The sequence below is a fragment of the Rhodococcus sp. NPDC060084 genome, assembly GCF_042730335.1.
Lineage (GTDB): Bacteria > Actinomycetota > Actinomycetes > Mycobacteriales > Mycobacteriaceae > Rhodococcus.
Genome location: NZ_JBHWWX010000002.1, coordinates 122,032 through 148,474, shown reverse-complemented (window position 1 = coordinate 148,474; position 26,443 = coordinate 122,032). Strand labels below are relative to the sequence as shown.

Genomic DNA, 26,443 nt, shown 5'->3' with positions numbered 1-26,443 from the left:
ACAGACCTCCACGTTCGGAAACGACACGAGCCACGAGCCCACGGCCCGACGGCGGTGCTCATGCTACCGCTGCGGAGACCGGCGTTCGGGACCACAGAGACCGGCGTTCGGGGACCGCGAATGCGCCCTCACGTGTCGCTGCGGGAATCGTTCCCTACTGCGAATCGCTCGTGGTACCGGCGCGACGCCTCTTCCAGGACGGCACGACCCAGTCGTGCGAGTGGACGGATGTCGGTCAGCAGCGGCTCGTGATCGGGTCCCCGGCCCACGACCGTTCCTTCCAGCAACCACGCGAATCTGCCGTCCTCTTCACCGAGTTCGCCGTACTTGCAGATTCGGCGCGCCAGCCAATCCTCCAGCGGTCCCGGCCACCACGGTTCCGGGGCGAGGGTGGTCACGGACAAGCCGGGCAACGTGACACCGGCTTCGTAGTCCCGGCTCGGGCCCGCGGCCTCGTCGGCGGCGGGACCTTTGGAGTACCGGACATGGATATCCGGGTTTCCCGCGACGAAGTCGGCGACCTCCCTCAAGCTCGAGAGGAGCGGGATTCCGCCTGGGACAGAGTGTGTTTCACTCAGAGTGCTGCTCATGACGTTCTCCGGATCGATCCCGAACTCCGTGAAGCGTCCGTCAGCGGGCCGACACCGTACGTCGGCCCGCTGACACACCTTCCCGCGTCTAGACGGCGGCGCGGCGGCGCGGCGGCAGCAGCACCCCGAGTGCGATCATCGCGACCGCCAGCACGAAGTGCAGCCAATCGTCCGCAGTGTTGAGCGGCACGAAGTTCGCTGCGCTGTCCTTGTCGATCAGGAGGCCGTAGATCCACAGGACTGCGTAGATGACACCGCCACCGATGAGATACGCCTTGGCGCCGGAGATCGTCCGGCCCATGGCCAGTCCCGCGACACCGAAGAGCAGATGCACGATGTTGTGGAGAATCGACACTTCGAAGATTCCGAGCAGCATTGCTCCGGAATGGTGGCCAGCGAAGGTCATGGTGTCGTAGTCGGTGGTGACTCCCGGGATGAACCCCAGGATCCCCACCAGCAGAAACACCACCCCGAAAACCATTGCGGCAAGCTGGATCGGCGTTCGATTCGCTCGCATTACCCGTTCGGCCATGGCCGTCCTTTCTCCATCACGAAGGAATGAGACGTCCACGGGCTACCCCTCGTCCGCTGCATGAAACCGGCGACGCGCATCGGTTTTGCCGATCGATGCCGACGCACGGGAAGCCGGGGCGACGATGCGTACGATGACTACGGTTCATGCGGCCCACCGCGAACGTCCGTCCGCAGTGGCCGAGAGGCCCTGGACGGTGTGTCCGCACCGCCCGGGGCCGCTTTTATGCTGAGCTCCGCGCGGCACCGATACGGTTGGGAGTGACCTCTTGGCAGCAGTGAGCAAGGTCTTCGTCGCAAGGCTCACGGGTCTGGTAGTTCTCGGGCCCGACGGGGAATCCGTGGGCCGCGTGCGCGACGTGGTCCTCACGATCCGCGTCGGTCGTCAAGCACCACGCGTCCTGGGACTCGTCGTGGAGTTGCCCACGCGAAAACGCATCTTCGTCCCGATGCTGCGAGTCACGGCCATCGAACCGGGATCGGTCACGCTCGTGACCGGCAACGTCAGTCTGCGCCGGTTCACGCAGCGCCCCTCCGAGGTGCTGGCACTGGCACAGGTGCTCGACTCGAAAGTGCGCGTCGACGACCCGGAACTGCCCGATCTGATCGGTGTGGACACCGTGGTCGTGGACCTCGGCATCGAGCTCACGCGCACCCGGGACTGGGTGGTCGCGCGGGTTGCGGTGCGCCGGCATCGCGGCCGGCTCGCGCGGCGGGCTCCCATCCATGTCGTGGAATGGCCGCACGTCCACGGCCTGACGCAGCAGGCGCTGTCCCTGCCCGGCCAGGGTGTCGCGCAACTGCTCATGCAGTTCGAGGACATGCGGCCCGCCGATGTCGCCAATTCGTTGCGCGATCTGCCCGCCAAACGGCGCACGGAAGTCGCAGTGGCCCTCGACGACGAGAGGCTCGCCGACATCGTGCAGGAACTCCCGTCCGACGACCAGACGGAGTTGCTCACCGAACTGGGTGTCGACCGTGCGGTGTCGGTGCTCGAAGCGATGGATCCCGACGACGCCGCCGACCTTCTCGGCGAGTTGCCCGAAACGGATGCGGAGTCGTTCCTGCAGCGGATGGACCCGGAGGACTCCGAGCCGGTGCGGCGCCTGCTCGAACACTCCCCCGACACCGCCGGTGGTCTGATGACCCCCGAGCCGGTCACACTCAGTCCCGCGACGACCGTCGCGGAAGCACTCGCGCGGGCACGGCACCCGGACCTCACTCCGGCGCTCGCCTCGATGATCTTCGTGGTGCGGCCACCGACCGCGACACCCACCGGCAAGTATCTGGGCTGCGTCCATCTGCAACGATTACTGCGCGAGCCCCCGGCGACTCTGATCGGCGGCATCATCGACAACGATCTGCCGCGCCTGGATCCCGGGGACGCGCTGACGACCGTCACCCGCTACTTCGCGACCTACAACCTCGTGTGCGGTCCGGTGGTCGACGACGAGCAGCACCTGCTCGGGGCGGTGAGCGTGGACGACGTGCTCGACCATCTGCTGCCCGAGGACTGGCGTGACGAGGAGACCGAAGGATGAGTGACCGACTCTCGCAGGGCCGATCGCGTCTCGAGACACCGCAGTCGTCCCGGTTCCGCTGGAACTTCGATGTGGAGGCAGTAGGACGGGTCAGCGAACGCGTCGCGCGTTTCCTCGGCACCGGGCGGTATCTGGCGATCCAGACCATTTTCGTGGTGGTGTGGATCGCCCTCAACATGACCGCGGTCGTCGGGCGATGGGACCCCTACCCGTTCATCCTGCTCAATCTCGCGTTCTCGACCCAGGCTGCGTATGCCGCACCGCTGATCCTTCTGGCTCAGAACCGGCAGGAGAACCGCGACCGGGTGTCGCTCGAGGAGGACCGTGCCCGGGCCGAGCAGACGAAGGCCGACACGGAGTTCCTCGCACGGGAACTCGCTGCTCTGCGCCTCGCGGTGGGCGAGGTGGCGACCCGCGACTACCTGCGGCGAGAACTCGACGATCTCCGGTCGCTGCTCGTCGACGAGGACGAGGACGACGCGGCATCCGGTTCCGGGAAGGGACGCACGCCCAGGCGCTGACACCCGGAATTACACATAAGCCGACCCGGTTATGTAACGTTCGTCACAACACCAACCGATGTGGCAGACGGATACAGAAGGGGGCGGTCGGGTGCGTTGGACGGCGACATTGGCGATTCCGGTGATCGTGGTGGCCGGACTGGCTGCGACGGCGTCGTCGGCAGCACCGAGCGTCGCCGAGAACGTGCCGGAGCCTGCTGCGGCCGCGCTGACGGCTCCTGCTACCGCCATCGGCCTCGTACCTGCCGAACCCGCGTCGCCGATCACGTTCCGCACCCCGGGCGAACCGTCCGATCCGGTGCTCCAGCGCCCACCAGCGGCACCCGCCGGGGCCGTCCCCTCCGTATTCGGTGAGGGTCCGGCCGCAATTCCCGAACTCGTCTACTACGCGTACCGGGCCGCGGAAATGCAGATGGCCGTGGACAGTCCGGAATGCGGAATGCCGTGGCACCTGCTCGCCGCGCTCGGGCGCCTCGCGTCCCAGCACGCCGACGGTGGACGCACGGACATCCTCGGCACGCTGACCACGCCCGTCGTCGCACCCACCGGAGCCCTCGGCCCGATGCTTCTCCCCGCCGCTGCCTGGGAGCAGCATCGCGCGGACGGGAACGCAGACGGAAACGCCGACGCCCAGAACGTGTTCGACGCCACGCTGGCCGCGAGCGCCTGGATGTGCGCGGACGGCGCCCGGCTTCGCGAGCCGGACGGGGAGGCGCGCGCGGTCGCACTGTTCAACGGGTCGCCAGAGTTTCTCGCGAACGTGCGCGAGTGGTCGGCTACGTATGCCAAGGGTGCCGCGGTCGCCGAGTCCGCCTTGGCGCCGGCTCCGGCGCGGCCCCTTCCGGCCGCCTCCGACATCGCCGCTCCGGCACCCGTTCCGGCCCCGCAGAGCGCTCCCGGCGACCCGGCCGCAGCAGACGAGACCGGCGAGCCCGGAGGCGACGCTCCGGCGCCGGCCCTTCCGCCCTTGCCGCAGTTGCCCGAACTTCCGCCGGTTCCCTGCCTCGTACCCGCCTTCTGCGAATGACCCCGTAACGGGGCACTGCCTGTACCGAGACACTGCCCGTAGCAAGACACTGCCCGGGGGACCTTCTGCCGGGGGCGTGCAGGTACCCAGCGCGGCCCGAGGCGACACGCCGCCCATATTATGACGCGGGTCACACTTGGATAACCGCGGAGCCGCCTCAACGGCACAAACCCCTCTGGCACACCCCTAAACCAGGCGTTACATCACGTTTAAATAACGGAACGGCTACGAACCGTGTACTGTCAGCCCCGTAAATAACGGAGGCATCTCGGGTTCGAGATTCGCCCGAGGGAGGTACGAGTGGGCCGGCACGCCAGACCGACGGATTCCAAGATCCGCCGCAATTCAGTGATCGCGATGACAGGTTTGGTACCGGTAGGCCTCGTCGCCGCCGCCGCGACAACTGCGGGTGCGTCACCGCGTGCGCTGCTCGGAGTCCACCAGGACGCCCAGGCGACCACGATGGGGAACGCAGTCCCCGAGACGCTCCCCCAGGTCCCCGAAGCCGTATCCGTGGCGCAGTCCATCATGCTCGAGCCCGCCCCGGCACCGGCGCTGGCACCGAAGTCCGCATCCCAGCCGGCGCCCGCACCCGAGACGAAGGTGCTTACCGAGGGGCCTCTCGGTATCCCCGGCATCAACTTCGACGCATACCGCAATGCCGAGCGCATCCTGTCCGAGGAGAACCCGGGCTGCGGGATGTACTGGACACTGCTCGCCGGTATCGGCAAGGTCGAATCCGGTCATGCCAACGGCGGCAAGGCAGACGAGAAGGGCAACCTCTTCGAACCGGTGATCGGCCTGCCCCTCGACGGCAGCCTCCCGGGCCAGGCCACCATCACGGACACCGACGGCGGCGTTCTGGACGGCGACGCCGTGTACGACCGCGCCGTGGGGCCCATGCAGTTCATCCCCACGACCTGGAATCAGTACGCCGGCGACGGCGACGGCGACGGCGTTGCCGACCCGCAGAACCTCTACGACTCGACGCTCACGACCGCGCGGTACCTGTGCGACGGTGGCCTCGACATGCACAACCTCGGCCATGCGACGAAGGCGATCCACCGGTACAACAACTCGATGGCCTATGTCGCCAACGTGCTGGCGTGGTCGGCGGCCTACTCGACCGGTGTGACGCCGAGTCCGGCCGACCTGCCGCGCATCCACTGACAGGCACCCACCTACCATGGGCGTCATGGCAGTCAGTGAGTCCGACGTCCGCAGTGCACTCGCCCGGGTACAGGATCCCGAGATCCGGAAACCCATCACCGATCTCGGCATGGTCAAGAGCATCGAGATCCGCGACGACAGCAGCGTCGATATCGAGGTGTACCTGACCACCTCGGGATGCCCGATGCGCACCGAGATCACCGATCGCGTCACCAAGGCGGTCGCCGACGTGGCGGGAGTCGGCCCGGTCCGCGTCACCCTCGACGTGATGAACGACGAGCAGCGCACCGAACTACGCAAGTCCCTCCGCGGTGACTCCGCCGAGCCCGTCATCCCGTTCGCCCAGCCCGGATCGCTGACCCGCGTGTATGCGGTCGCGTCCGGTAAGGGAGGCGTCGGCAAGTCGTCGGTCACCGTGAACCTCGCGGCGGCACTGGCCGCACGCGGCCTGTCGGTCGGTGTCCTCGACGCCGACATCTACGGCCACTCGATCCCCCGCATGCTGGGCACCTCCGCGAAGCCGACACAGGTTGAGCGGATGATCATGCCGCCGGTCGCGCACGACGTGAAGATGATCTCGATCGCGCAGTTCACCGAGGGCAACACCCCGGTCGTGTGGCGCGGCCCGATGCTGCACCGCGCGCTCCAGCAGTTCCTCGCGGACGTGTTCTGGGGCGACCTCGACGTGCTCCTTCTCGACCTGCCCCCGGGCACCGGTGACGTGGCGATCTCGGTGGCCCAGCTGATCCCGGGTGCCGAGATCCTGGTCGTGACGACCCCGCAGCAGGCCGCGGCCGAGGTGGCCGAGCGTGCAGGCTCGATCGCCTTGCAGACGCGCCAGCGCATCGCGGGCGTCGTGGAGAACATGTCGTGGCTCGAACTGCCGGACGGGACGCGCATGGACGTGTTCGGCACCGGTGGCGGCCAGGCCGTCGCGGAGCGCCTCACCCGCGCCGTCGGGGCCACAGTGCCCCTGCTGGGCCAGATCCCGCTCGACCCCGCCGTCCGTGAGTCCGGTGACGCCGGAACGCCGATCGTGCTGTCGGCTCCGGAGTCGGCGCCTGCGATCGCGATGTCGGAGATCGCCGACAAGCTCGCGGTGCGCAAGCGTGGACTGGCCGGCATGTCGCTGGGAATCGACACCACCCGGCACCTGTAAACGCACACGGTCGCCGCAACGATGTTGCGGCGACCGTGGAAAGTCCGGGCCGGGGAACTCAGGCGGAGTGACGACTCACGTCGCGTCCGGATCGATCGGGGGCCTCTCGTCGCGTGCGAGGGGCTTCGTCAGGTTGGGCGTCGAGGGCGACGATCCGTTTGCCGGCGCACCCGGTGTCTTGCCCATGTCGTTGAACAGAGAACCGTCACCGTCGAGCAGGTGCTTGGTGATGACGGCCTTGGGGGTCATGCCGCGGAGTTGGTTGAGTTCGGCGAGCGGCTGACGGAAATCGTCGAACTCCGGACCCAGCTCTTCCTTCAGCTGATCCCGTGCGCCCGAGGCGTAATCGCGCACCTGTCGCAGTGACTTGGTCACCCAGGAGACAGCACCTGGCAGCCTCTCGGGACCGAGCACCACGAGGGCCGCCACGAGGAGGACTACGAATTCACCCCAACCGATGTTGCCGAACACGGGTCAAGACTACGTGTTTCCCGCCGGAATTCAGCGCGAGCGGGCTCAACTCACACCGGAAGCACCTCCGGAACCGGTACGTCAGTCCGATTCCGGGGTGACCTCGATGTCCACGAGGCGTCCGCTCCGGACGATCTGGACGGTCACGGGCTGGTCGATCTCCTGCGCGTGCACCGCGACCACGAGCTCGTCGGCGGTGGTGACCTCGCGGTCGCCGACCCGCACGATCACGTCGCCCTCGACGATTCCCGCACGCTGTGCCGGGCTGTTGCTCTGGACGTTCGCGACCTCTGCCCCGCTGGCGACCTCGTTGACCACCGAGCGGGCATTGACACCGATCTCCGGATGGCGCATCTCACCGTTGCGGATGAGTTCCCCCGCCACTTCGGTCACGTCGTCGATGGGGATTGCGAAGCCGAGACCGACGGACCCGCCGGTTTCGGACTTGATCGCGGAGTTGATGCCGATGACGCGACCTTCGATGTCGACGAGCGGCCCACCGGAGTTACCCGGATTGATGGAGGCATCGGTCTGGACCGCGTCGATCACGGCGTCGGTGTCGGTGCCCTGGCCGCTCAGCCGCATGGGCCGATGCAGCGCGCTGACGATGCCGCGGGTGACGGTCTTGCTCAGGCCGAGCGGGGAACCCACGGCGACGACGTCCTCACCGACCTGCACGTCCTCGGATCGCCCGAGTTCGGCCACGACCAGGTTGTCGACGTCCTTGACCGCAAGTACCGCCAGATCCGTCTTGATGTCCCGTCCCACGACCGTCGCGGGGACCTTGGTGCCGTCGTCGAAAGTGACCTGAACCTTCGCGTCGGGATTGGTCGCCGCCATGGAGATGACGTGGTTGTTGGTGACGATGTATCCGGCCCCGTCGATGACGACGCCGGAGCCTGTTCCTGCCTCTTCACCCATGGTGACCTGAATGGACACGACCGACGGCAGAACGGCGTCGGCAACCTGTGCGACGGTCCCGGCGGGCACTTTCCCGTCCGACGCGACCTGCGACAGCGACACGCCTCGGCTGGTGAGTGAGCCGTTGTCGGACGTCACCACCGCCACGGCCAGCCCGCCGACGACCGCGATCGCGAGTGCGAGCGCTGCGAGGGAGACCAGGGCGCGGGGCTCGACGCGACGGTCGAACAGGACCTCACGCAGAGTCAGCTTGGGGGCCGGCGGCAGATCCTCTTCGTCCTCCGCTTCGAGCGGCGCACCGAGCCGGACGGCGGAGTCGGGGTCGCGCCACGGGTCGGACGGGACCGGGTCGTCCCCGACGCCGTCGTCGGGTGTGGAGGGCGGCCGCTGCAGCGTCTCGTCCGCCGCGTCCGGCTTTCCGTATGCCTCGGCGAGGATGGCGTCGGTCGGCGGGGCGTGCCGGATTTCGGGTTCGGACGCCCGCGCGCCGGGTGTCGTCCCGAAGGGGCCCTCGGTACCGGCCGGTCGCCCGAAGACGCGCTCGGCGGCGGGGTCCACCCTGGGTCGGTACACCGGTCGCGGGTCGAGGCGCGGCGCGTCGGCGGGGCGCTCGATGGCGCCGTTCGCCTGTTCCTGCCTGCCGGACGAGGCGTCCGGCAGGTCGGTGTCGTCGCTCGCGCGTCGGCCGTTGTGCTCCACAGAATCCGCGGTCACGCGTACCCGTCTCCCCCGTGTAGGTCCGTCACAGAGCCCAGTATCACCGATGGCCTCGGGTGCCCTGTGATCGACCGGTCTCCGACCGGCCGGGCTGTGGTGACCTTCCTGCCGATCACCGCCTGCGACGGATCGCCCATCGCCGCGCTGCGAACCACGCCTCGGACTGCGCTGCGTCGACCTCGGGGGCCTTCGCGCCGTTCCGGGTCCGATCCGCTCCGGGGACGTCGAAGAGGTGGCTGGGGATGCTGCAGAGTGCGCCCCGGAGGGAACTCGACATCTCGGGTGCGTCCTCGGCGGCGGCACGCAGGGCGCGACGGGCCTGCTGCTGCGCCTCGACCTCGGCCGCGCACTCGGGGCATTCCGCCAGATGCTGTGCAGCCCGAAGGTACGGCGCCATCCGGAGCTCGCCGTCGACGTACGCGGCAACCGCCTCACTAGCCAAGTGCTCCGTGGAACCGAACCTGCGAGGTGGCTGCACCATCGTCATGAAAACCTCCCGGCGGCTACCCCGCATCGACGCGAACGACTTCGGCCTTCCCATTCTCGCGCAGGTACTCGCGGAGTGCCTGGCGACCTCGGTGGATGCGACTGCGCACCGTCCCGAGTTTCACCCCCAGTGTGGCACCGATTTCTTCGTAGGACAGACCTTCGATGTCACACAGCACCACCGCGGCGCGGTACTCCGGACCGAGCGAATCCAGGGCGGATTGCAGGTCGGCGCCGAGTCGCGCGTCGTGGTAGATCTCCTCGGGGTTCGGCCCTTGGGCCGGGACCCGATCGTAGTCCTCCGGCAGCGCTTCCATCCGGATGCGGTTCCGGCGACGCACCATGTCGAGGAAAAGGTTGGTCGTGATGCGGTGGAGCCAGCCCTCGAACGTGCCGGGCTGGTAGTCCTGCAGTGAACGGAAGACACGGATGAACGTGTCCTGGGTGAGGTCTTCGGCGTCCTGTGCGTTACCCGAGAGCCGGTAAGCCAGCCGATAGACGCGGTCGCCGTGCTCGCGGACGAGTTCGTCCCACGAGGGCATGGACGCACGATCTCCCGTCGCGTCGAACACCGCGGTTCCGCTCAGGTCTTCCAGGGAGGCTTCGTCGAACGGGACGGCATCGGGCGGGAGAACGGTGCGGGATTCGGGCATGTGGATCGCTGGATCCTCCTCTTCGGGACCGCTACGCGGAACAGTGGTGGAAGGTTCAACATCCGGGCCCTGAGGTTTGTTCCTCACCACCAGGGTCCCATGAGGCCTACTCCACCGAAGCTCCGTGTCCTGCCGGCCTTCGACTTCGTGACCCGAGTCTTTCCTATGGGGATGTGCTGGTCGTGTGAGTTACCTGAAACGAAGCTGAGAAAACATCGCCACATCCTTGCCCACATCTGCGAGCCTGCCCGCACAAACATCCCGGCGCGGATAGCCTCGGTCTCGTGCAGACCAATGCAGACCGCATTTTGACCCACGCGGAGAACATCGTCGTCGAGGACGAACAGCTCGCCGTCGCGCGGGAACGCGCCGAGGACCTCGGCGCGGATCCGGTGTCCCCGTCGGTGGGGGCTGCTCTCGCGATGTTCGCCCGCATGCTGGACGCGAAGACCGTGGTGGAAATCGGTACAGGTGCGGGAGTGAGCGGGCTGTGGTTGCTGCACGGCCTGCGCGAGGACGGCGTCCTCACCACGATCGACAGTGAACCCGAACATCAGCGGGCTGCCAAGCTCGCATTCCGCGATGCCGGTGTCGTCGCTTCCCGCACGCGGCTCATCAACGGCCGTGCGCTCGACGTACTGCCGCGACTGGCCGACTCCGGCTACGACCTGGTGTTCGTCGACGCCACCCCGTCGGACCACCCGCACTACGTTCGCGAGGGCGTGCGTCTGCTGCGGCCGGGCGGCGTCATCGTGCTGCACAACGCGCTGCTCGGCGGCCGGGTCGCCGATCCGTCCGCACGCGATTCGACCGTGCTGGCCGTCCGAGAGGCAGCACGGGCCGTCTCGGACGACGAACGGCTCGCTCCGGTGGTCCTGCCGCTCGGAGACGGGCTCCTGTGCGCGGTACGTCTCAGCTGAGCCCGACGGGCCGCACGACTCCCGGCCCGTCGGGTCGCACCGGCCCGCGGAGTCGCACCGGCCCGCGGAGTCGCACAGCTCCGGTCAGATCCACACGCCCTTGCCGACGGCGACCACGCCGCCGCCGCTGACAGCGAATCGTTTACGGTCGCGCTCGAGGTCGACGCCGATGATCTCGCCGTCGCCCACCACCACGTTCTTGTCGAGGATCGCGCGTCGCACCACCGCGCCCTTGCCGATCCGGACACCCGGCATCAGCACGCTGCCCTCGACGGTGGCACCGTCCTCGACCATGACGTTGGAGCTGAGCACCGAATTGCGGACGGTGGCGGCGGACAGGATGCTCCCCGCACCCACGATGGATTCCTGGGCGAGACCGCCCTGGACGAACTTCGCGGGCGGCAGGTTCTCCGCGGCGCCGCGGATTGGCCAGCGCCGGTTGTAGAGGTTGAAGATCGGGTGGACCGACACCAGGTCCATGTGCGCGTCGTAGAAGGCATCGAGCGTCCCGACATCGCGCCAGTAGGCCCGGTCGCGTTCGGTCGCGCCGGGAACGACGTTGTCATTGAAGTCGTAGACGTGTGCGACGCCGTCGGCGACGAGTGCGGGGATGATGTCGCCGCCCATGTCGTGATCGGAATCGGGGTTCTCGGAGTCGGCACGCAGCGCTTCGACCAGAACCTTCGTCGAGAACACGTAGTTGCCCATGGAGGCGAAGGTGACATTGGGGTCGTCGGGCGTCCCCGGTGGGTGCGCAGGCTTCTCGAGGAACTGGGTGATTCGGCCCTGCTCGTCGCTGTCGATGCATCCGAACGCGAAGGCTTCGTTGCGCGGCACCCGGATACCCGCCACCGTGACACCGGCTCCGGACTCGATGTGCTGACGCACCATCTGTTCGGGGTCCATCCGGTACACGTGGTCGGCGCCGAACACCACGATGTACTCGGGGTCCTCGTCGTAGACCAGATTGAGCGACTGCAGGATCGCGTCGGCGCTACCGGTGTACCAGCGCGGTCCGAGTCGCTGCTGGGCCGGCACCGGGGTGATGTACTCCCCGGTGAAGCCCGACAGACGCCACGTCTGAGAGATGTGGCGGTCGAGGGAATGCGACTTGTACTGCGTGAGTACGCAGATGCGCAGGTAACCGGCGTTCACCAAGTTGCTGAGCACGAAGTCGATCAGGCGATATGCGCCCCCGAAGGGCACTGCCGGCTTCGCACGGTCTGCGGTCAGAGGGTAAAGACGCTTACCCTCGCCGCCGGCAAGCACGATTCCAAGCACATGTGGCTGGCTCCTCACACGCCCAACCTATCGGTCGCCCAACACTGCCGCCAGCGAAGCGTGATCTCCGTCCCGCCCGGCGAGAGGTTCCGGACACGAGCGCACAACGTCCAGCCAGGGTATATACCCCTCTGGGGTATAGAATGGGTGTTATGAACGACTCACTTAGCCCGGTGACCGAGACCACCGAGGACGGCGGCTCCTGCCACACCCACGGCTACATCGGCGACAAGAAGAAATATCTCGCGCGCGTCAAGCGGATCGAAGGGCAGGCCCGGGGCATCCACCGCATGGTGGACGAGGAGCAGTACTGCATCGACATCCTCACCCAGATCGCTGCGTTGACCAGCGCCCTGGAAGGCCTCGCACTCAACCTGATCGACGATCACCTGCGGCATTGCGTCGTGGACGCCGCGAAACTCGGAGGCGAGGAAGGCGAGGCGAAACTGGCGGAAGCATCGGCCGCGATTGCGCGCCTCGTGAAGTCCTGAACCGCATTCGCGCCTGCGGCGGGGATCGATTGGCTGTAACTCGAACGGCCCGATAGTTTGAGGCGATGCAGGTGGCGATGATGACGCGGGAATATCCGCCGGAAGTGTACGGCGGTGCGGGTGTTCACGTCACCGAGCTCGTCGCGCAGCTCCGGAGACTGTGCACTGTGGACGTGCATTGCATGGGCGCACCCCGCGACACCGCGACCGTGCACGCGCCCGACCCCGCGTTGGCAGGGGCGAATCCCGCTCTGACGACGCTGTCGGCAGAGCTGCGAATGGTTCACGCGGCCGCGGGCGTCGACGTCGTTCACTCGCACACCTGGTACACCGGTCTCGCCGGGCATCTGGCAGCCGAACTCTACGACGTGCCGCACGTACTGACCGCGCACTCGCTCGAACCGCGCCGGCCGTGGAAGGCCGAGCAACTCGGCGGCGGTTACCGGATCTCCTCGTGGTCGGAACGCAACGCCGTGCAGTACGCCGACGCGATCATCGCGGTGAGCGAAGGCATGAGGCTCGACGTCCTCGACGCCTATCCGTTCGTCGACCCCGCTCGCGTGCACGTCGTGCGCAACGGGATCGACACGACGACGTGGCATCCCGGCCCGGCCGAACCGGGCACCGAGTCGGCGCTGGAGCGCATCGGGGTCGATCCCGATCGTCCGATCGTCGCCTTCGTCGGGCGTATCACGCGGCAGAAGGGCGTCGGGCACCTGATCGCCGCGGCGCATCACCTCGACCCCGACATCCAGTTGGTGCTGTGTGCGGGCGCCCCCGACACTCCCGAGATCGCCGCCGAGACCGCACGTGCCGTCGCCGAACTCCAGGCGGCACGCGGGAACGTCTTCTGGGTACAGGAAATGCTTCCCGTCGAGTCGGTGCGGGAAATCCTCTCCGCCGCGCGCGTGTTCGTGTGTCCGTCCGTCTACGAACCGCTCGGCATCGTCAACCTCGAGGCGATGGCATGTGAGACCGCCGTGGTGGCGTCGGACGTGGGCGGTATCCCGGAGGTCGTGCAGGACGGCGTCACGGGCGTCCTGGTGCACTACGACTCGTACGAGCCGCAGGCGTACGAGCGGGCGCTCGCCGCAGCCCTCAACGAGGTTGCCGGCGACGCGGCCCGTGCCGCCGAGTACGGCCGGGCAGGTCGCGACCGCGCCATCTCCGAGTTCTCGTGGGCGCAGATCGCCCGGCAGACCCTCACGGTCTACCAGGGTGTGATCAACCGCCCCTGACAGCGGTGCCGCCGTGCCCGCCGGGCACAGTCACGTCGTCCCGCCGGGTCCATGTCGACACCGTGACGGACACGGTGACCTCGAACGGGTCCGGGAGCGCTGCCAGCAGGTCCGTGCGCTCCGGGGCGGACAGGTGATGGGCCGACGGGCCCATTCCCGCCAGGTCCGCGAGTGCTCGACGCGGCAACGCCGCGGAGAACTGCACGGGAATCCGCGCCGTGCGCTCGAACAACCCCGACAGCGCCGCCGACAACCGTTCGGTCTTGTGCTCGTCGACGCTGACCATCCCCGGCAGCGACACGAGTTCGCGCAGGTGTTCCGTGGTGGGCGTCGCCACGACGAGAACCCCGCCGGGCGCGAGTACCCGATGACTCTCGGCAGCGTTCCGGGGCGCGAAAATCGACAGCACGTGGGTGAGCGACCCCGACCGCACGGGTAGCTGCCGCCACACGTCGGCGAGCACCGAACCCGCGCGCGGGTGAGCGCGCGCGATACGCCGGACGGCGGGTTTGGATACGTCCAGTCCGATGCCCCGCGCGGCGGGCAGGGCGTCGAGGACGGTTGCGAGGTACTGACCCGTTCCGGCGCCGACCTCGAGAATGCGGGAGTCGTCGCCGGCGGCACTCGTGCACGCGGACGCCACGGCAGCGCGGACGGGGTCGTAATACCCCGTGTCGAGAAAGTCGCCGCGCGCCGCGATCATGTCGGCGGTGTCGCCGGTGAACGGCGTGGCGGATCCGGTGAGCAGAGAGACGTAACCCTGGCGCGCCACGTCGAAGCTGTGGCCGCGTTCGCACAGCACCGCGGCATCGTCGAGATCCATCGCACCGTCGCAGTGCGGGCACGCGAGAAGGTCTATGACGGCATCGAGCACGCGGACTCCTCACCCGTTCCCGGTAGGGACAGCTCCGGGCCCCGCGCGCCGAGGAGCGCGGGGCCCGGGTTGCCCGAAGAGGGGCCGATCAGCTGGTGACACTCTTGAGTTCGTCGCCGAGGGCCGCAGCCTCTTCCGGCGTGAGCTCGACGACCAGACGTCCGCCGCCCTCGAGTGGAACCCTCATGACGATTCCTCGTCCCTCTTTGGTTGCTTCGAGGGGACCGTCCCCGGTCCGGGGCTTCATGGCCGCCATCCTCTGCTCCCTCCAAATCTGCACCCGACCGCCGGGCGCGTGGGTTACCGTGTGGTTGCACCACCGACCTCGATGATGCGCGCTATCCCATTCTTCCCTATTGCGGTGTGCGTCGGGTAGCTGACTCCGCCGTAAGGGCCGGTCGTGCCCCTTCTCGGGCCTGCGACACCCAGCACCCGGCGAGATGATCATCGACCATTCCCGTGGCCTGCATCAACGCATATGCAGTGGTGGGGCCCACAAAACGTAGTCCGAGTCGCTTCAGTTCACGGGCCATTGCGGTGGACTCCTCCGTGACCGCCGGAATCGATTCGACACTTTTCGGACGTCGCGCGCGCCGCGCGGGTGCGGGCGCGAACGACCACAGCAGAGTGTCGAGATCGGTGGGCAGTTCGAGGATCGCTCGTGCGTTCGCGATCGTCGCTTCGATCTTGCGGCGATTGCGGATGATGTCCGCGTTCGCGAGCAACCGGTCGACATCCGTTTCGGTGAAGCGGGCGACGACATCGACGTCGAAGCCGGCAAAAGCTTCGCGGAACGCCGCTCGTTTCCGCAGGATCGTCAGCCACGACAGGCCCGACTGGAATGCCTCGAGGGCGAGTCGCTCGAACAGCGCGTCGCGGCCGTGGAGTTCGCGCCCCCACTCCTCGTCGTGATAGTCGCGGTAGATCGTGCTCCCCGGGCGGTCGACAGCCCACGGGCACCGCACGAGTCCGTCGTCGTTCACGGCTTCTCCGGGTGGTCGACGACGCGGACTTCCTCCGTGACCGCTTCGTCGCCGGACGCGTCCCCGGCGCCGTGGTCCTCGGTGTCGGCGGTGTCCTCGATGTCGGCGGCGTTCTCGGGCGCCGCGTGCAGCTCGGGCGCGGAGTCTTCCCCGGGCAGCGGCTCTCCGGCGGTCCGTGCGAGTTCGGCACGCAGATCGTCGATTTCGCGGGCGAGCCGGTCGAGGGCCCAGTCGACCTCGCTCATCTTGTAGCCCCGCCACGTCTGCTGGAAACGCAGGTCGCGCACGTCCGTGCCGGTGACGTCGGCTGCCGGGAGCACCGTCGTCGTCGTGCCGGGCGGGATCGGCGCGAGAACCTCGCTTCGGCCGAACACTGCGGAAGCGATGAAGAACAGCACGGCGCCGACAACCACCATGACGACCACGTACACCAGAACCGTCACCATGCACCGATCTTGGCACGGCCCGCCGACGTCATCGACGTCGACGGGCCGGGACGGAAGATCAGCGGGTGAGAGTGCTCATCGGCGGGCGGTCCTCGAGGTTCACCTCGGTGTCGAACGACACGAACGACTCGCCCTCCACCAGGAACTGGGTCAGCGGTGCCCCCGAGTCGGGGATTCCGCACCGGCCGAGCATCGTGCCGACGATCTGGCGGCTCATCGCCCCCAGTTCGGACAGCGGCCGGTTGCGGTGTTTCCGCACGCCGAGGTTGACCTGCGCGATCGCGTTCAGTCCGAGGCGGTCGTAGGTGTCGAGCAGCAGCCCGATCTCGACGCCGTACCCGGGCGCGAACGGCACCGCCTCGAGCAGTTCCCGAGTGCCGGCGTATTCACCCCCGAGTGGCTGGAGCACACAGGTCAGCTCGGGTCGCAGGGCCGCGAGGAGCGGCCGGGCCACCAGTTCGGTGACGCGTCCTCCGCCGTTCGAGTCTTCTCCCCCGCGAACCCGGAGGGGACGGCGGTAGTAGCCCTTCACGAGGTGGATGCCGTCGCCGAGCAGGAGCGGACCGAGCAGTTTCGGTACGAACGCCGGATCCGGATTGATGAGGTCCGAATCGACGAAGGCGATGATGTCACCGGACGTGCCGGCGAGCGATCGCCACAGCACTTCGCCCTTGCCCGGTGCCGGGGCCAGTCCGGGTACCGCTTCCTCGCGTGAGACCACGCGGGCTCCCGCGGCGCGCGCACGGGCGGCGGTCTCGTCGGTCGATCCGGAATCGAGCACCACGAGTTCGTCCACGAGCCCGCCGAGCAGCGGGTAGATGGTGTCGATCACGCCCGCGACGGTTTCCTGCTCGTCGAGCGCGGGCAGCACCACGGTCACGGTGCGGCCTGCCTTCGCCTGTTCGAGTTCGGCGACGGTCCATGTCGGCTGGTCCCAGCTGTTCGCCTCTGTCCAGATGCGAGTCGGTGCGCTCATGCCAGCCCCCTCACTGTGCGGGCCGGCGGACGTGTGCCCGCGATGGCCGCCACCATATCGACCACCCGGCGGGTGGCCGCGACCTCGTGTACCCGGAACATTCTCGCTCCTGCTGCTGCGGCCAATGCTGTCGCTGCCAAGGTGCCCTCCAACCGGTCTTCGAGTTCGACACCCAGAGTCTCGCCTACGAAGTCCTTATTGCTCAGTGCCATAAGCACAGGCCACCCGCTGTTTACAAGAACTTCCACGCCCCGCAACAGAGCGAGCCCGTGATAGGTGTTTTTCCCGAAATCGTGGGTGGGATCGATGAGGATCGAATCGGTTGCCACGCCCGCGCGGGCCGCGTTCTCGGCCGCGGTGACCACTTCCTCCGCCACCTGCCCGACGACGTCCCGGTAGCGGACCCGGTGCGGCCGGGTCCGCGGGATCGCGCCTCCCGTGTGCGAACACACGATGCCCACGCCGAGTTCGGCGGCGACCTCGACGAGTTGCGGGTCGGCTCCGGCCCACGTGTCGTTGACGAGGTCGGCTCCTTCGGCGACCGCGCGCCGCGCCACCTCGCTACGCCACGTGTCGACGCTGATGAGCACGTCCGGGTACCGCTCCCGGATCGCCGCGACGAAGGGAACGACGCGGCGGACTTCCTCCGCCGTGTCGACGACCTCCCCCGGCCCGGCCTTCACACCGCCGATATCGACGAGATCGGCACCCTCGGCGACGGCCCGGTCCACGGCGGCGAGCGCCGCGTCGTCGCTGAAGGTGGCTCCGCGGTCGTAGAAGGAGTCCGGGGTGCGGTTGACGATCGCCATGACGAGCGCCCGGTCGGTGGCGACCGGGCGCCCGCACAGGGTCGGCGGTACCGGCCCGGGAGGGGCCGGGAGGTCGTGGCCGGGCGTGACGGGCGGATGCTCGGAGGTGTCGATAGCGGAGCCGCTCATGCCTTCATCCTGACACGGGCGCAGATTCCGGCCGGTCGGCGTCCGCTCCGGCTCAGGGCTTCGGCAGGTCTCCCCGCGCCACGCCGTCGACGTATCCCTCGAAGATCGGCGCGAAGCCCTCGCTCTTGCTCGCGAGGACGTACAGGTCGTCCGACCCGATTTCGCTGTATCCCTGCTCGCGCAGATCCACCTTGCGGCTCTTGAACGTGGTCGTGTACTCGAGTTCCTCGACGACACGGACGAACAACGGCACCGCGTAGCCCGGCAGGCTGCTGTGCAGGGACTCTGACAGAGAGCCGCCGTCGAACTCGACGCCGTCCTTCAGCGTCACGGCCGCCATTCCGGCGCGTCCGTCCGTGCCGGGCACCTCGACGCCGTACACGACCACGCCGGAGATCGATTCGTGCGCGGAGATCGCGCCCTCGACCTGGGTGGTCGCGACGTTCTCCCCCTTCCACCGGAAGGTGTCGCCGAGCCGGTCGACGAACGCGACGTGCATGTATCCCTGGCTCCGGACGAGGTCGCCGGTGTCGAACCACACGTCACCGTCGTCGAACCCGTCACGGACGAGCTTGGATTCGGTGGCGTCGGGGTCGGTGTACCCGTCGAACGGGGAACGGTCGGTGATCTTCGCGAGCAGGAGCCCGACCTCGCCGCGCCCGACGCGAACGAGTCGTCCGTTCGCATCTCGCCGGGCCGTACCGGTTTCCGGGTCGTACTCGACGACCGCGTACGGCAGGGGGCACACACCGGCGGTACGCGGCTGGTTGAGTGCGTTGATGAAGGCGATGTTGCATTCGCTCGCACCGTAGAACTCCGCGACCCGGTCGATTCCGAAGCGCTCGGTGAATTCGTCCCAGATCTCGGCGCGGAGACCGTTGCCGACCATGAGCCGGATGTTGTGGTCACGATCGCCGGGGCGCTCGGGCTGACCGAGCAGATACCGGCAGAACTCACCGATGTAGATGAAGGCCGTCGCCTTGTTGCGCTCGGCGTCCTCCCAGAACTTCGACGCCGAGAACTTCTTGCCCAGGGCGAAGGTCGCACCCGAGCCGAGCACCGACGACAGCGCGACCGTCAGGGCGTTGTTGTGGTAGAGCGGCAGGCAGCAGTAGAGAGTGTCGTTGCGGCGCAACCGCACACCGAGGCTGCCCAGCCCGGACATGGACTTGAGCCAGCGGAAGTGGGACATCCGGCTCGCCTTGGGCAAGCCGGTGGTTCCGGAAGTGAAGATGTAGTACGCGATCTCGGACGCCGAGAGCGTCTCCGTCACTGCCGGGTTCGCCGAGTCGGCATCCGCGGCGAGCGCGTCGAGTTCCGCGAGACGCATCACCGAACCGGCCTGTGGTTCGGAGTCGAGCGTCTCGAGGGCCTCCTCGCATTCCTCGTCGACCACCAGGACCCGGCTGTCGAGCAGCGACAGGCTGTGCTCGAGGACTTCGCCGCGCTGGTTGTTGTTGAGCATGCCGGCGGCGGCACCGAGTTTGACGGTGGCCAGCGCCAGGAGGAGTGCCTCGGGCTTGTTCTCCATGAGGATGGCCACGACGTCTCCGGTGCGGACCCCCTGTGCCGTCAGCACGGATGCGTAACGGTTCACCCGGGCGTTGGCCTCGCCGTAACTGAGGGTCTCGCCTTCGAACCGGAGGAACGGATGCTCGGGCCGGCGCGCGGCCAGTTTCTGGAAAACCGATCCGATCGTCTGCCGCGCTGTGGGCTTCCGGGTCATTCCGGCCGCGCCGCGCAACATGCTCGGCAGGTCGGGCAGCATCCCGGGCAACTTGGCAACGAGACCGGGGAGGGAGATGGCCGATTCGCTCTCGGCGGGGGCGGCGGTATTCACTGGGTGATCCTCACTGCGACGTCGGGTCGGTCGGACGAACGGCGACAACGCCTTCCGAACTTACCGGAGAGTAGGGACCGGATGGGAGAATCGGTCCTCAGCTCTCCCGGCTCGCCCCGCGCACCGATCCAGAGCGTCCTCGAGATCGGCGGTGACATACAGCCCGTCGAGCGCACGTCGCGCCACGAAGCCCGTGTCCACCATCGACTCGAGCCACGTGAGCAACCCGTCGAAATGCCCGAACGGGTCGAGCATGACGACCGGTTTCTCGTGCATACCCAGATATCCGGCGGTCCATGTCTCGAAGAGTTCCTCGAGCGTGCCGATGCCACCGGGCAGCGTCACGAACGCATCCGCGCGATCCTCCATGATGCGTTTACGTTCCCGCATCGTCTCGGTGACGATCAGTTCGTCCGCGTCGACGTCTGCCACCTCGCGATGAACCAGCGCCTTGGGAATGACCCCGACCGTGTGGGCGTGCGCGTCGCGCGCGGCCTCTGCCACCGCCCCCATCATCGAGACGTTGCCGCCGCCGGAAACCAGTTGCCACCCTCGTCGCCCGATCTCCGTCCCCAAAGCCGACGCCAACTCCAGGTACTTGCGGTCGACCGGCCCCGACGCGCAGTACACACATACCGAGATCGGTTGCGCGCCGCTCACCACGAGGTCTCCTCTCCGTACAAGACTTCCTCCTCGTTGCCGCGGTGCGCCTCGCAAATGATCCGCACGGCCTCCTCGACGCTGTCGGTCACCGAGAGCAGGTCGATGTCCGAGTCGGAGATCTTCCCCTCCCGGGCCATCGTCGTACGCATCCACTCGACCAGCCCCGACCAGTACTCGGAGCCGAACAACACGATCGGGAAGCGGGTGATCTTGCCGGTCTGGACGAGTGTGACGGCTTCGAACAACTCGTCCATCGTGCCGAAGCCACCGGGCAGGCACACGAACGCCTGCGCGTACTTGACGAACATCGTCTTCCGCGCGAAGAAGTACCGGAAGTTCAGGCCGAGATCGACCCAGTCGTTGAGACGCTGCTCGAAGGGGAGCTCGATGCCGAGCCCGATCGAAAAGCCCCCGGCTTCGCATGCGCCGCGGTTCGCGGCCTCCATGACCCCGGGGCCACCGCCGGTGACCACGGCGTACCCCGCCTCGACGAGCGCTTCACCGAGCCGCCGCCCGGCCTCGTAGTCGGGATGGTCGACGGGAGTGCGGGCCGAACCGAACACCGCCACCGCGCGCGGCACCTCGGCCAGTGCTCCGAAACCTTCGATGAACTCGCTCTGGATGCGCAGCACCCGCCACGGGTCGGTATGCACCCAATCGGACGGGCCCCGCCGGTCCAGCAACCGCTGATCGCGGGTCGTGGTGTCGCGGGCACGCTCACCGCGCAACTGAACGGGGCCACGCTGCACGACATCGTCGCGCGAGCCGGACCGATCGGAGGAGGAATTCGTATCTCCGGGCATGACGGCAACGCTATCGCGTCAGGTAGTCGCGCAGAACGGTGGTGACGTCGGTGATGCGCTGAACCTCGACGTGCTCGTCGCGCTTGTGAGCGAGATTCGGGTCGCCCGGACCGTAGTTCACCGCCGGTATCCCCAGCGCCGCGAAGCGCGCCACATCCGTCCAGCCGTACTTCGCCCGGAACTTGCCACCGGCAGCGTCGACGAGGGCCGCCGCAGCCGGGTGGGACAGGCCCGGAAGCGCGCCGGGCGACATGTCGGTCGTTTCCATCGTGATCGGGAGGCCGGCGAAGACCTCCTCGACGTGGGCGAGCGCATCGCCGGGACTGCGGTCGGGCGCGAATCGGAAGTTCACATCGAGTTCGGCCGCGTCGGGAACCACGTTGCCCGCAACGCCACCGCCGATACGCACGGCCGACAGTCCCTCGCGGTACACGCACCCGTCGATATCGACCGAGCGCGCCTCGTAGCGTGCAAGCCGCTCGAGCACCGGAGCGAGCTTGTGGATCGCGTTCTCCCCCAGCCACGACCTCGCGGAATGCGCGCGGACACCGTCGGCCGTGATCCGCACCCGCAACGTGCCCTGGCACCCGGCTTCGATCTCGCCGCCCGTCGGTTCGCCGAGAATCGCGACGTCCGCGTCCAGCCAGTCGCGCAGGTCACGCTCGATCCGTCCGAGGCCGTTGTAGGTCGCCGCGATCTCCTCGCAGTCGTACATGACCAGGGTCAGGTCGTGCGCCGGGTCGGCGATCGTGGCCGCCAGATGCAAGAACACCGCGTCGCCGGCCTTCATGTCCGAGGTGCCGCAGCCCCACAACACGCCACCGTCGAGCCGGGAGGGCACGTTGTCGGCGATGGGCACGGTGTCGAGGTGCCCGGCCAGCATCACCCGGCTCCCGAGCCCGCGGTGGGTACGGGCGAGCACGCAGTTGCCGCTGCGCACGACCTCGAACCCGTCGGTCTGCTCGCGCAGCGCCTTCTCGACCGCATCGGCGATGAGCGTCTCGTCCTGCGACACGCTCGGAATATCGACGAGGGCGGCGGTCAGTTCGATCGGATCGGCATGCAGGTCCAGGTGCGGTACGGCCATATGTGAACGATACGGAGCACGGTGTCTCCCGCGCGGGCCGCGTCGGGTTTTCCCAGGGCCTGATCGGCCCGATCCTGGGCTCAAGTACGATTCTCGACCGTGAGTGCACACGGAGCAGCAGCAGTAGGCATCGCGAACATTGCGGCCGACGGGACCGTTCTCGACACCTGGTATCCGGCGCCCACGCTGGGCGAATACGCCGAAACGGGAACGGTGCGGCTCGAGGGCACCGACATCCCGTCCGACTTGGCGCTCGTTGCCGGCGCCGACGAGGCGCGGGACGTGAACCAGGTCGTGGTGCGCACCACGATCGCAGATCTGTCCGCGCCGCCGGTCGACACGCACGACGTGTACCTGCGTCTGCACCTGCTCTCCCACCGCCTGGTCAAGCCGCACGGACAGAGCCTGGACGGCATCTTCGGGTTGCTCGCCAACGTCGTGTGGACCAACTACGGCCCGTGCGCGGTCGAGAACTTCGAGACCGTCCGATCGCGTCTGCGCATCCGCGGACCCGTCACCGTCTTCGGTGTCGACAAGTTCCCGCGCATGGTCGACTACGTCGTGCCGACGGGAGTCCGCATCGCCGACGCCGACCGCGTGCGACTGGGCGCCCATCTCGCCTCCGGCACCACCGTGATGCACGAGGGCTTCGTGAACTTCAACGCCGGCACTCTCGGAAACTCGATGGTCGAGGGCCGGATCTCCGCGGGAGTCGTCGTCGACGACGGTTCCGATGTCGGTGGCGGCGCGTCGATCATGGGCACGCTGTCCGGTGGCGGCAAGGAAGTCATCTCCGTCGGCAAGCGTTGCCTGCTCGGCGCGAATGCCGGTGTGGGCATCTCGCTCGGCGACGACTGCATCGTCGAGGCCGGCCTGTACGTCACCGCCGGCACCAAGGTGACGGGCCCGGACGGCACGGTCGTCAAGGCCAAGGACCTGAGCGGAGCGTCGAACCTGCTGCTCCGCCGCAACTCTGTGAGCGGTGCCGTCGAGGTCGTGCCCAACAAGGGCACCGGCGTCGAACTGAACGCCGCACTGCACGCCAACGACTGAGGAAGATAGTGAGCCAAGTTCCACAAACGGACGATCCCGAGGACCTCGGGAGCGGACTGAAAGTCCGGCATCTGACGATGATGGGACTCGGCTCAGCGATCGGTGCCGGACTGTTCCTCGGGTCCGGCGTCGGTATCCAAGCGGCCGGCCCGGCCGTGCTCGTCTCCTACATTCTCGCCGGCATCATGGTCATCTTCGTGATGCGGATGCTCGGCGAGATGGGCGCTGCTCTGCCCGTCAGCGGATCGTTCTCCCACTACGCCCGCATCGGTATCGGCCGCTGGGCCGGCTTCTCGATGGGCTGGCTCTACTGGTTCATGCTGATCATGGTGCTCGGCGTGGAGATCACCGGTGCGTCGGCGATCGTGCAGTCCTGGTTGCCGGGGGTGCCGCAATGGACGGTCGCGCTGGTGTTCGTGAGCTTCTTCGCGGTCATCAACCTCGCCCAGGTCGCGAATTTCGGTGAATTCGAATTCTGGTTCGCCGCGCTCAAGGTCGCTGTCATCATCGGCTTCCTGATCATCGGCGTCCTGCTGGTGTTCGGGCTGCTCCCGGGGACCGAACCGGTGGGGACCGAGCATCTGCTGGGCGACGGCGACGGATTCGCACCCAACGGCATGGCGGGAATCGCGGCCGGCCTGCTCGCGGTCGCCTTCGCGTTCGGTGGCATCGAGATCGTGACCATCGCCGCGGCCGAGTCCAAGGATCCCGAGCGGTCCATCGCGGTGGCCGTGCGCACGGTGGTCTGGCGGATCACGCTGTTCTACCTCGGCGCGATCTCCATCATGGTGCTGGTCCTGCCCTGGACCACGGCGAGCGGCGAAACGTCTCCGTTCATCGCGGTGCTGGACGTCGCGGGCCTGCCCTACGCATCCGGGCTCATGGAACTCGTCGTGGTGGTCGCACTGCTCTCGGCGTTCAACGCCAACGTGTACGGCACCTCGCGGATGGCGTACTCGCTGGCCCGTGGCGGCGACGGACCGGCATTCCTCGGCAAGCTCACCCACCGTGGTGTTCCGCGCAACGCTGTTCTGCTCTCGGTGTTCTTCGGCTTCGTGAGCGTGCTGCTCAACTGGTTGCTGCCCGACACCCTGCTGGAGATCCTGCTCAACGCTGTCGGGTCGGCGCTGCTGGCCATCTGGATCTTCATCGTGGTCGCGCACCTGCGTTTGCGGCGACGGTTCGAGGAAGAGGGAACGCTGCGGCTGCGCATGTGGGCCTTCCCCTACCTGAGCTGGTTCACCCTGGCGATGCTGATCGGCTTCATCGCCCTGATGCTGTCCGACAGCAACGCTCGCGTTCAGCTCGCGTCGACGTTCGTCCTGTTCCTGTTCATCACCGCACTCGGTTTCCTGTGGCATCGCAGGCAGGACGCACGGGTCAGCGACGACTTCGGTCTGCCAAGGCACTGACGAGGATCTGGGCCAGTTCGCTGGGGTCGCCCGCCAGGTAGCTCGAGCCCCCGGTTGCCGTCGCGATCTCGGCGAGAACGTCTCCGTCGGCGGTGTCGGTCACTCCGACGGTCAGCACCGGTACGGGCCGGGCGGGGTCGCGGAGTCGGCCCAGAGCGGCGAGAAGTTCGTCCTTCCCGATCCCGCCCGGATCATCGTTCCCTCCGTCCGTCACCACGATCACGCTGTTGACGGCTCTCGGGTCGTATCCGGCCTGAGCCGTACGGAAGGCCTCGAGCACGGTGTCGTAGAGCGCCGTACCGGTGCCGGTGGAGTCGGGAACCCACTTGTCGAGCGAGGTCACGATCTCGCGCTGGGTCTCGCTTCCGATCATCGTGTCGAAGCGGCGAACGGGCGCGATCTCCACGTAGTCGCGTCCCGGGACGCCGATGTCGCTGGCGAACATCCACAGTCCGGCAGACACGCTGTCAGGGAACACGTCGTCGGCGGCCCGCGCGGCCTGCGCCACGAGTTCGAGCGGGGTGGTGCCGTCCACCGGCCGCCGCATCGACTCCGAGACGTCCACCACGATCAGGGTGCGCACCGGCAGCGCGAGCAGAGTCCAGGTTCGCATCGCCTCGCTCATGATCGCGTCGTCCTGAAGCTCGAGCACCGGGACGGTTCCCAGTCCGCGGATATCGGGCAGTGCGTGTCCTACTCCGTCACGGAAGCCTTCGCGCGACAGGATCGCGCGCGCATCCGCCGCGTGCAGCGCGTCGGCGAGCGCCGCGCCGGTGCGCGCCGCACGTGCGTTGCGGTCCGGGTCGGGTGCGGTCACCACGATCGGATAGTCGACCATCACGGTGCCGTTCTCCGGTATCCACACGTCGAGGTCCCGCTCACGGGTCCGGCGGTGCACCTGCACCTGCTGCTCGGTGGTCACGATGACGTCGTCGCCCTCGATGCGCTCGAGTGCCGCCTGACCGGTCGGCGGTTCCTCTCGGCGTGCACCCTCACGCTGAGCGTGCACGGCGAGCGCCGAGCGCACGGTACCCACGGCGACCGGGTTGTCGGCGGTTTCGGCGAGGGCAGCCCGGATCACGCCTGCTGCCGTACCCGTGCGCAGGGGGTTGCCGAGGTCGAGGCCGGCGAGACCGAGTGCCGACCGCCAGTTGGGGGCTACCGGCACGGCGTCCGGGGCACCCGCGAGAACCAGCGGCGACGTCGCGAGCGGAAACGAGATCGTTCGCACCGAACCGGCAGCGTTGTCCTGGGCCCGTCGCGCCCACCATCCCCCTTCGGGGATCCACAGGTCGGGCGCGCCGGCCCCGGTTCCCAGCCTGCTCGCGACGTCGCCGGGTTCCTCCGCGGTGATCTCGAAGGCCGCGCATCCGGTGTCGGCACGAGCGAGCGCCTCACCGACCGCGGGAGCCAGCGCAGGCGCCACCGCAAGCGCGTACTCGTCCGTCGTGGAGCATCCGATCCCCCATTGCCCCGACACGAACGACAGCGCCGCGACGGCCAGTGCCGCCACCACGATCCCCACCATAACCATTCGCGCACGATCGGAATTTCTCCGACGCCGCGACGTCGCGCCGGGTTCGTCCGTCACGTGTTCCCCTCCCGCCACGATCGGCCGTCCACCCCGACCCGTGTGAACTAGGCCACATGG

General features: G+C 67.9%; 28 protein-coding genes. 10 read left to right on the top strand and 18 right to left on the bottom strand.

From position 1 onward, the window contains the following. Window positions 1–128: 128 nt before the first annotated feature. Together ACFWBU_RS02190 and ACFWBU_RS02185 are read right to left on the bottom strand one after the other, a co-directional pair. Window positions 129–590, bottom strand: coding sequence for a DUF6098 family protein (locus tag ACFWBU_RS02190; RefSeq protein ID WP_169621653.1), 462 nt, complete (start codon window positions 588–590; stop codon window positions 129–131). Between the two features lie 88 nt (window positions 591–678). Then, window positions 679–1,122, bottom strand: a complete 444-nt coding sequence (locus ACFWBU_RS02185) for a DUF4383 domain-containing protein (protein WP_169652610.1) — start codon at window positions 1,120–1,122, stop codon at window positions 679–681. A 268-nt stretch (window positions 1,123–1,390) separates the two neighbouring features. Between ACFWBU_RS02185 and ACFWBU_RS02180 the strand changes: the two genes are divergently transcribed. From ACFWBU_RS02180 to ACFWBU_RS02160, 5 genes are all read left to right on the top strand, one after another. Continuing rightward, window positions 1,391–2,662, top strand: coding sequence for a magnesium transporter MgtE N-terminal domain-containing protein (locus ACFWBU_RS02180; RefSeq protein ID WP_378527332.1), 1,272 nt, complete (start codon window positions 1,391–1,393; stop codon window positions 2,660–2,662). Continuing rightward, entirely contained in the window at window positions 2,659–3,183 is a 525-nt protein-coding gene (locus tag ACFWBU_RS02175) for a DUF1003 domain-containing protein (RefSeq protein WP_169621650.1), read from the top strand. The genes ACFWBU_RS02180 and ACFWBU_RS02175 overlap by 4 nt, the downstream gene beginning before the upstream one ends. A gap of 91 nt (window positions 3,184–3,274) precedes the next feature. Next, on the top strand, window positions 3,275–4,210 hold the full coding sequence (locus tag ACFWBU_RS02170; protein WP_378527330.1) for a hypothetical protein: 936 nt from the start codon (window positions 3,275–3,277) through the stop codon (window positions 4,208–4,210). Window positions 4,211–4,510: 300 nt separating this feature from the next. Next, a complete protein-coding gene (locus tag ACFWBU_RS02165; protein ID WP_378527328.1) occupies window positions 4,511–5,380 on the top strand; it encodes a lytic murein transglycosylase in 870 nt (289 codons plus the stop codon). A gap of 25 nt (window positions 5,381–5,405) precedes the next feature. Then, complete coding sequence (locus tag ACFWBU_RS02160) at window positions 5,406–6,539, top strand: Mrp/NBP35 family ATP-binding protein (RefSeq protein ID WP_206037053.1); 1,134 nt, start codon at window positions 5,406–5,408, stop codon at window positions 6,537–6,539. Window positions 6,540–6,614: 75 nt separating this feature from the next. Here the strand turns inward: ACFWBU_RS02160 and tatB are convergent, their stop codons facing one another. The 4 genes from tatB to sigE all read right to left on the bottom strand — a co-directional run bounded on the left by tatB (window position 6,615) and on the right by sigE (window position 9,787). After that, on the bottom strand, window positions 6,615–7,010 hold the full coding sequence (gene tatB, locus ACFWBU_RS02155) for a Sec-independent protein translocase protein TatB (RefSeq protein WP_169621646.1): 396 nt from the start codon (window positions 7,008–7,010) through the stop codon (window positions 6,615–6,617). Window positions 7,011–7,091: 81 nt separating this feature from the next. Then, window positions 7,092–8,645, bottom strand: a complete 1,554-nt coding sequence (locus ACFWBU_RS02150; RefSeq protein WP_378527325.1) for a trypsin-like peptidase domain-containing protein — start codon at window positions 8,643–8,645, stop codon at window positions 7,092–7,094. Window positions 8,646–8,760: 115 nt separating this feature from the next. Beyond that, on the bottom strand, window positions 8,761–9,135 hold the full coding sequence (locus ACFWBU_RS02145; RefSeq protein WP_169621644.1) for a zf-HC2 domain-containing protein: 375 nt from the start codon (window positions 9,133–9,135) through the stop codon (window positions 8,761–8,763). Between the two features lie 16 nt (window positions 9,136–9,151). Continuing rightward, window positions 9,152–9,787, bottom strand: a complete 636-nt coding sequence (sigE, locus tag ACFWBU_RS02140; RefSeq protein ID WP_240952358.1) for an RNA polymerase sigma factor SigE — start codon at window positions 9,785–9,787, stop codon at window positions 9,152–9,154. Window positions 9,788–10,071: 284 nt separating this feature from the next. Here sigE and ACFWBU_RS02135 point away from each other — a divergent pair, with 284 nt between their 5' ends. After that, entirely contained in the window at window positions 10,072–10,707 is a 636-nt protein-coding gene (locus ACFWBU_RS02135; protein ID WP_169652606.1) for an O-methyltransferase, read from the top strand. An 84-nt stretch (window positions 10,708–10,791) separates the two neighbouring features. Here the strand turns inward: ACFWBU_RS02135 and glgC are convergent, their stop codons facing one another. Next, window positions 10,792–12,006, bottom strand: coding sequence for a glucose-1-phosphate adenylyltransferase (gene glgC / locus ACFWBU_RS02130; RefSeq protein WP_169621642.1), 1,215 nt, complete (start codon window positions 12,004–12,006; stop codon window positions 10,792–10,794). A gap of 134 nt (window positions 12,007–12,140) precedes the next feature. On the opposite strand from glgC, the gene ACFWBU_RS02125 reads away from it, so the two are divergent. Both ACFWBU_RS02125 and glgA read left to right on the top strand, forming a co-directional pair. Next, window positions 12,141–12,479 (top strand): metal-sensitive transcriptional regulator, encoded by a 339-nt coding sequence (locus tag ACFWBU_RS02125; RefSeq protein WP_169621641.1) that lies wholly within the window; start codon window positions 12,141–12,143, stop codon window positions 12,477–12,479. 65 nt (window positions 12,480–12,544) lie between these two features. Beyond that, window positions 12,545–13,717: a glycogen synthase gene (glgA, locus tag ACFWBU_RS02120; protein ID WP_169652605.1), complete on the top strand. Its 1,173-nt coding sequence runs from the start codon at window positions 12,545–12,547 to the stop codon at window positions 13,715–13,717. Here glgA and ACFWBU_RS02115 read toward each other — a convergent pair. The 10 genes from ACFWBU_RS02115 to dapE form a co-directional block, all read right to left on the bottom strand. After that, on the bottom strand, window positions 13,704–14,591 hold the full coding sequence (locus tag ACFWBU_RS02115; protein ID WP_378527323.1) for a putative RNA methyltransferase: 888 nt from the start codon (window positions 14,589–14,591) through the stop codon (window positions 13,704–13,706). The two genes, glgA and ACFWBU_RS02115, sit on opposite strands and share 14 nt — an antisense overlap. 88 nt (window positions 14,592–14,679) lie before the next feature. After that, window positions 14,680–14,847 (bottom strand): DUF3117 domain-containing protein, encoded by a 168-nt coding sequence (locus tag ACFWBU_RS02110; RefSeq protein WP_006554284.1) that lies wholly within the window; start codon window positions 14,845–14,847, stop codon window positions 14,680–14,682. Between the two features lie 97 nt (window positions 14,848–14,944). Continuing rightward, complete coding sequence (locus ACFWBU_RS02105; protein ID WP_169621638.1) at window positions 14,945–15,574, bottom strand: DNA-3-methyladenine glycosylase I; 630 nt, start codon at window positions 15,572–15,574, stop codon at window positions 14,945–14,947. Next, the gene (locus ACFWBU_RS02100; protein WP_378527322.1) at window positions 15,571–16,020 is read right to left on the bottom strand and encodes a DivIVA domain-containing protein; all 450 of its coding nucleotides are present in this window, start codon (window positions 16,018–16,020) and stop codon (window positions 15,571–15,573) included. Before ACFWBU_RS02100 ends, ACFWBU_RS02105 begins: the two co-directional genes overlap by 4 nt. A gap of 58 nt (window positions 16,021–16,078) precedes the next feature. Then, window positions 16,079–16,996: a glucosyl-3-phosphoglycerate synthase gene (locus ACFWBU_RS02095; RefSeq protein WP_378527321.1), complete on the bottom strand. Its 918-nt coding sequence runs from the start codon at window positions 16,994–16,996 to the stop codon at window positions 16,079–16,081. Continuing rightward, window positions 16,993–17,934, bottom strand: a complete 942-nt coding sequence (gene folP / locus ACFWBU_RS02090) for a dihydropteroate synthase (RefSeq protein ID WP_378527320.1) — start codon at window positions 17,932–17,934, stop codon at window positions 16,993–16,995. Before folP ends, ACFWBU_RS02095 begins: the two co-directional genes overlap by 4 nt. Window positions 17,935–17,986: 52 nt before the next feature. Continuing rightward, window positions 17,987–19,702: a long-chain-acyl-CoA synthetase gene (locus ACFWBU_RS02085; protein WP_378527370.1), complete on the bottom strand. Its 1,716-nt coding sequence runs from the start codon at window positions 19,700–19,702 to the stop codon at window positions 17,987–17,989. 132 nt (window positions 19,703–19,834) lie between these two features. Next, complete coding sequence (locus tag ACFWBU_RS02080; RefSeq protein ID WP_378527319.1) at window positions 19,835–20,434, bottom strand: TIGR00730 family Rossman fold protein; 600 nt, start codon at window positions 20,432–20,434, stop codon at window positions 19,835–19,837. Continuing rightward, window positions 20,431–21,240 (bottom strand): TIGR00730 family Rossman fold protein, encoded by an 810-nt coding sequence (locus ACFWBU_RS02075; protein WP_378527318.1) that lies wholly within the window; start codon window positions 21,238–21,240, stop codon window positions 20,431–20,433. Before ACFWBU_RS02075 ends, ACFWBU_RS02080 begins: the two co-directional genes overlap by 4 nt. 10 nt (window positions 21,241–21,250) lie before the next feature. Beyond that, complete coding sequence (dapE, locus tag ACFWBU_RS02070) at window positions 21,251–22,327, bottom strand: succinyl-diaminopimelate desuccinylase (protein WP_378527317.1); 1,077 nt, start codon at window positions 22,325–22,327, stop codon at window positions 21,251–21,253. 99 nt (window positions 22,328–22,426) lie between these two features. On the opposite strand from dapE, the gene dapD reads away from it, so the two are divergent. Beyond that, window positions 22,427–23,380, top strand: coding sequence for a 2,3,4,5-tetrahydropyridine-2,6-dicarboxylate N-succinyltransferase (dapD, locus tag ACFWBU_RS02065; RefSeq protein WP_169621631.1), 954 nt, complete (start codon window positions 22,427–22,429; stop codon window positions 23,378–23,380). A gap of 77 nt (window positions 23,381–23,457) precedes the next feature. Continuing rightward, window positions 23,458–24,792 (top strand): amino acid permease, encoded by a 1,335-nt coding sequence (locus tag ACFWBU_RS02060; protein WP_169652689.1) that lies wholly within the window; start codon window positions 23,458–23,460, stop codon window positions 24,790–24,792. Here ACFWBU_RS02060 and ACFWBU_RS02055 read toward each other — a convergent pair. After that, on the bottom strand, window positions 24,761–26,326 hold the full coding sequence (locus ACFWBU_RS02055) for a substrate-binding domain-containing protein (RefSeq protein WP_378527316.1): 1,566 nt from the start codon (window positions 26,324–26,326) through the stop codon (window positions 24,761–24,763). The genes ACFWBU_RS02060 and ACFWBU_RS02055 overlap by 32 nt on opposite strands. Window positions 26,327–26,443 lie beyond the last annotated feature (117 nt).

What these genes read in the sequence shown, in the direction of transcription:
- ACFWBU_RS02190 (WP_169621653.1), bottom strand. Translation starts at nt 590, where the DNA reads ATGAGCAGCACTCTGAGTGAAACACACTCTGTCCCAGGCGGAATCCCG.
- ACFWBU_RS02175 (WP_169621650.1), top strand. Translation starts at nt 2,659, where the DNA reads ATGAGTGACCGACTCTCGCAGGGCCGATCGCGTCTCGAGACACCGCAG.
- ACFWBU_RS02125 (WP_169621641.1), top strand. Translation starts at nt 12,141, where the DNA reads ATGAACGACTCACTTAGCCCGGTGACCGAGACCACCGAGGACGGCGGC.
- ACFWBU_RS02055 (WP_378527316.1), bottom strand. Translation starts at nt 26,326, where the DNA reads ATGGTTATGGTGGGGATCGTGGTGGCGGCACTGGCCGTCGCGGCGCTG.
- ACFWBU_RS02160 (WP_206037053.1), top strand. Translation starts at nt 5,406, where the DNA reads ATGGCAGTCAGTGAGTCCGACGTCCGCAGTGCACTCGCCCGGGTACAG.
- ACFWBU_RS02060 (WP_169652689.1), top strand. Translation starts at nt 23,458, where the DNA reads ATGATGGGACTCGGCTCAGCGATCGGTGCCGGACTGTTCCTCGGGTCC.
- glgA (WP_169652605.1), top strand. Translation starts at nt 12,545, where the DNA reads ATGCAGGTGGCGATGATGACGCGGGAATATCCGCCGGAAGTGTACGGC.
- sigE (WP_240952358.1), bottom strand. Translation starts at nt 9,787, where the DNA reads ATGCCCGAATCCCGCACCGTTCTCCCGCCCGATGCCGTCCCGTTCGAC.
- dapE (WP_378527317.1), bottom strand. Translation starts at nt 22,327, where the DNA reads ATGGCCGTACCGCACCTGGACCTGCATGCCGATCCGATCGAACTGACC.
- ACFWBU_RS02075 (WP_378527318.1), bottom strand. Translation starts at nt 21,240, where the DNA reads ATGCCCGGAGATACGAATTCCTCCTCCGATCGGTCCGGCTCGCGCGAC.
- folP (WP_378527320.1), bottom strand. Translation starts at nt 17,934, where the DNA reads ATGAGCGGCTCCGCTATCGACACCTCCGAGCATCCGCCCGTCACGCCC.
- ACFWBU_RS02110 (WP_006554284.1), bottom strand. Translation starts at nt 14,847, where the DNA reads ATGGCGGCCATGAAGCCCCGGACCGGGGACGGTCCCCTCGAAGCAACC.
- ACFWBU_RS02100 (WP_378527322.1), bottom strand. Translation starts at nt 16,020, where the DNA reads ATGGTGACGGTTCTGGTGTACGTGGTCGTCATGGTGGTTGTCGGCGCC.
- ACFWBU_RS02085 (WP_378527370.1), bottom strand. Translation starts at nt 19,702, where the DNA reads ATGCTGCCCGACCTGCCGAGCATGTTGCGCGGCGCGGCCGGAATGACC.
- ACFWBU_RS02185 (WP_169652610.1), bottom strand. Translation starts at nt 1,122, where the DNA reads ATGGCCGAACGGGTAATGCGAGCGAATCGAACGCCGATCCAGCTTGCC.
- ACFWBU_RS02095 (WP_378527321.1), bottom strand. Translation starts at nt 16,996, where the DNA reads ATGAGCGCACCGACTCGCATCTGGACAGAGGCGAACAGCTGGGACCAG.
- ACFWBU_RS02145 (WP_169621644.1), bottom strand. Translation starts at nt 9,135, where the DNA reads ATGACGATGGTGCAGCCACCTCGCAGGTTCGGTTCCACGGAGCACTTG.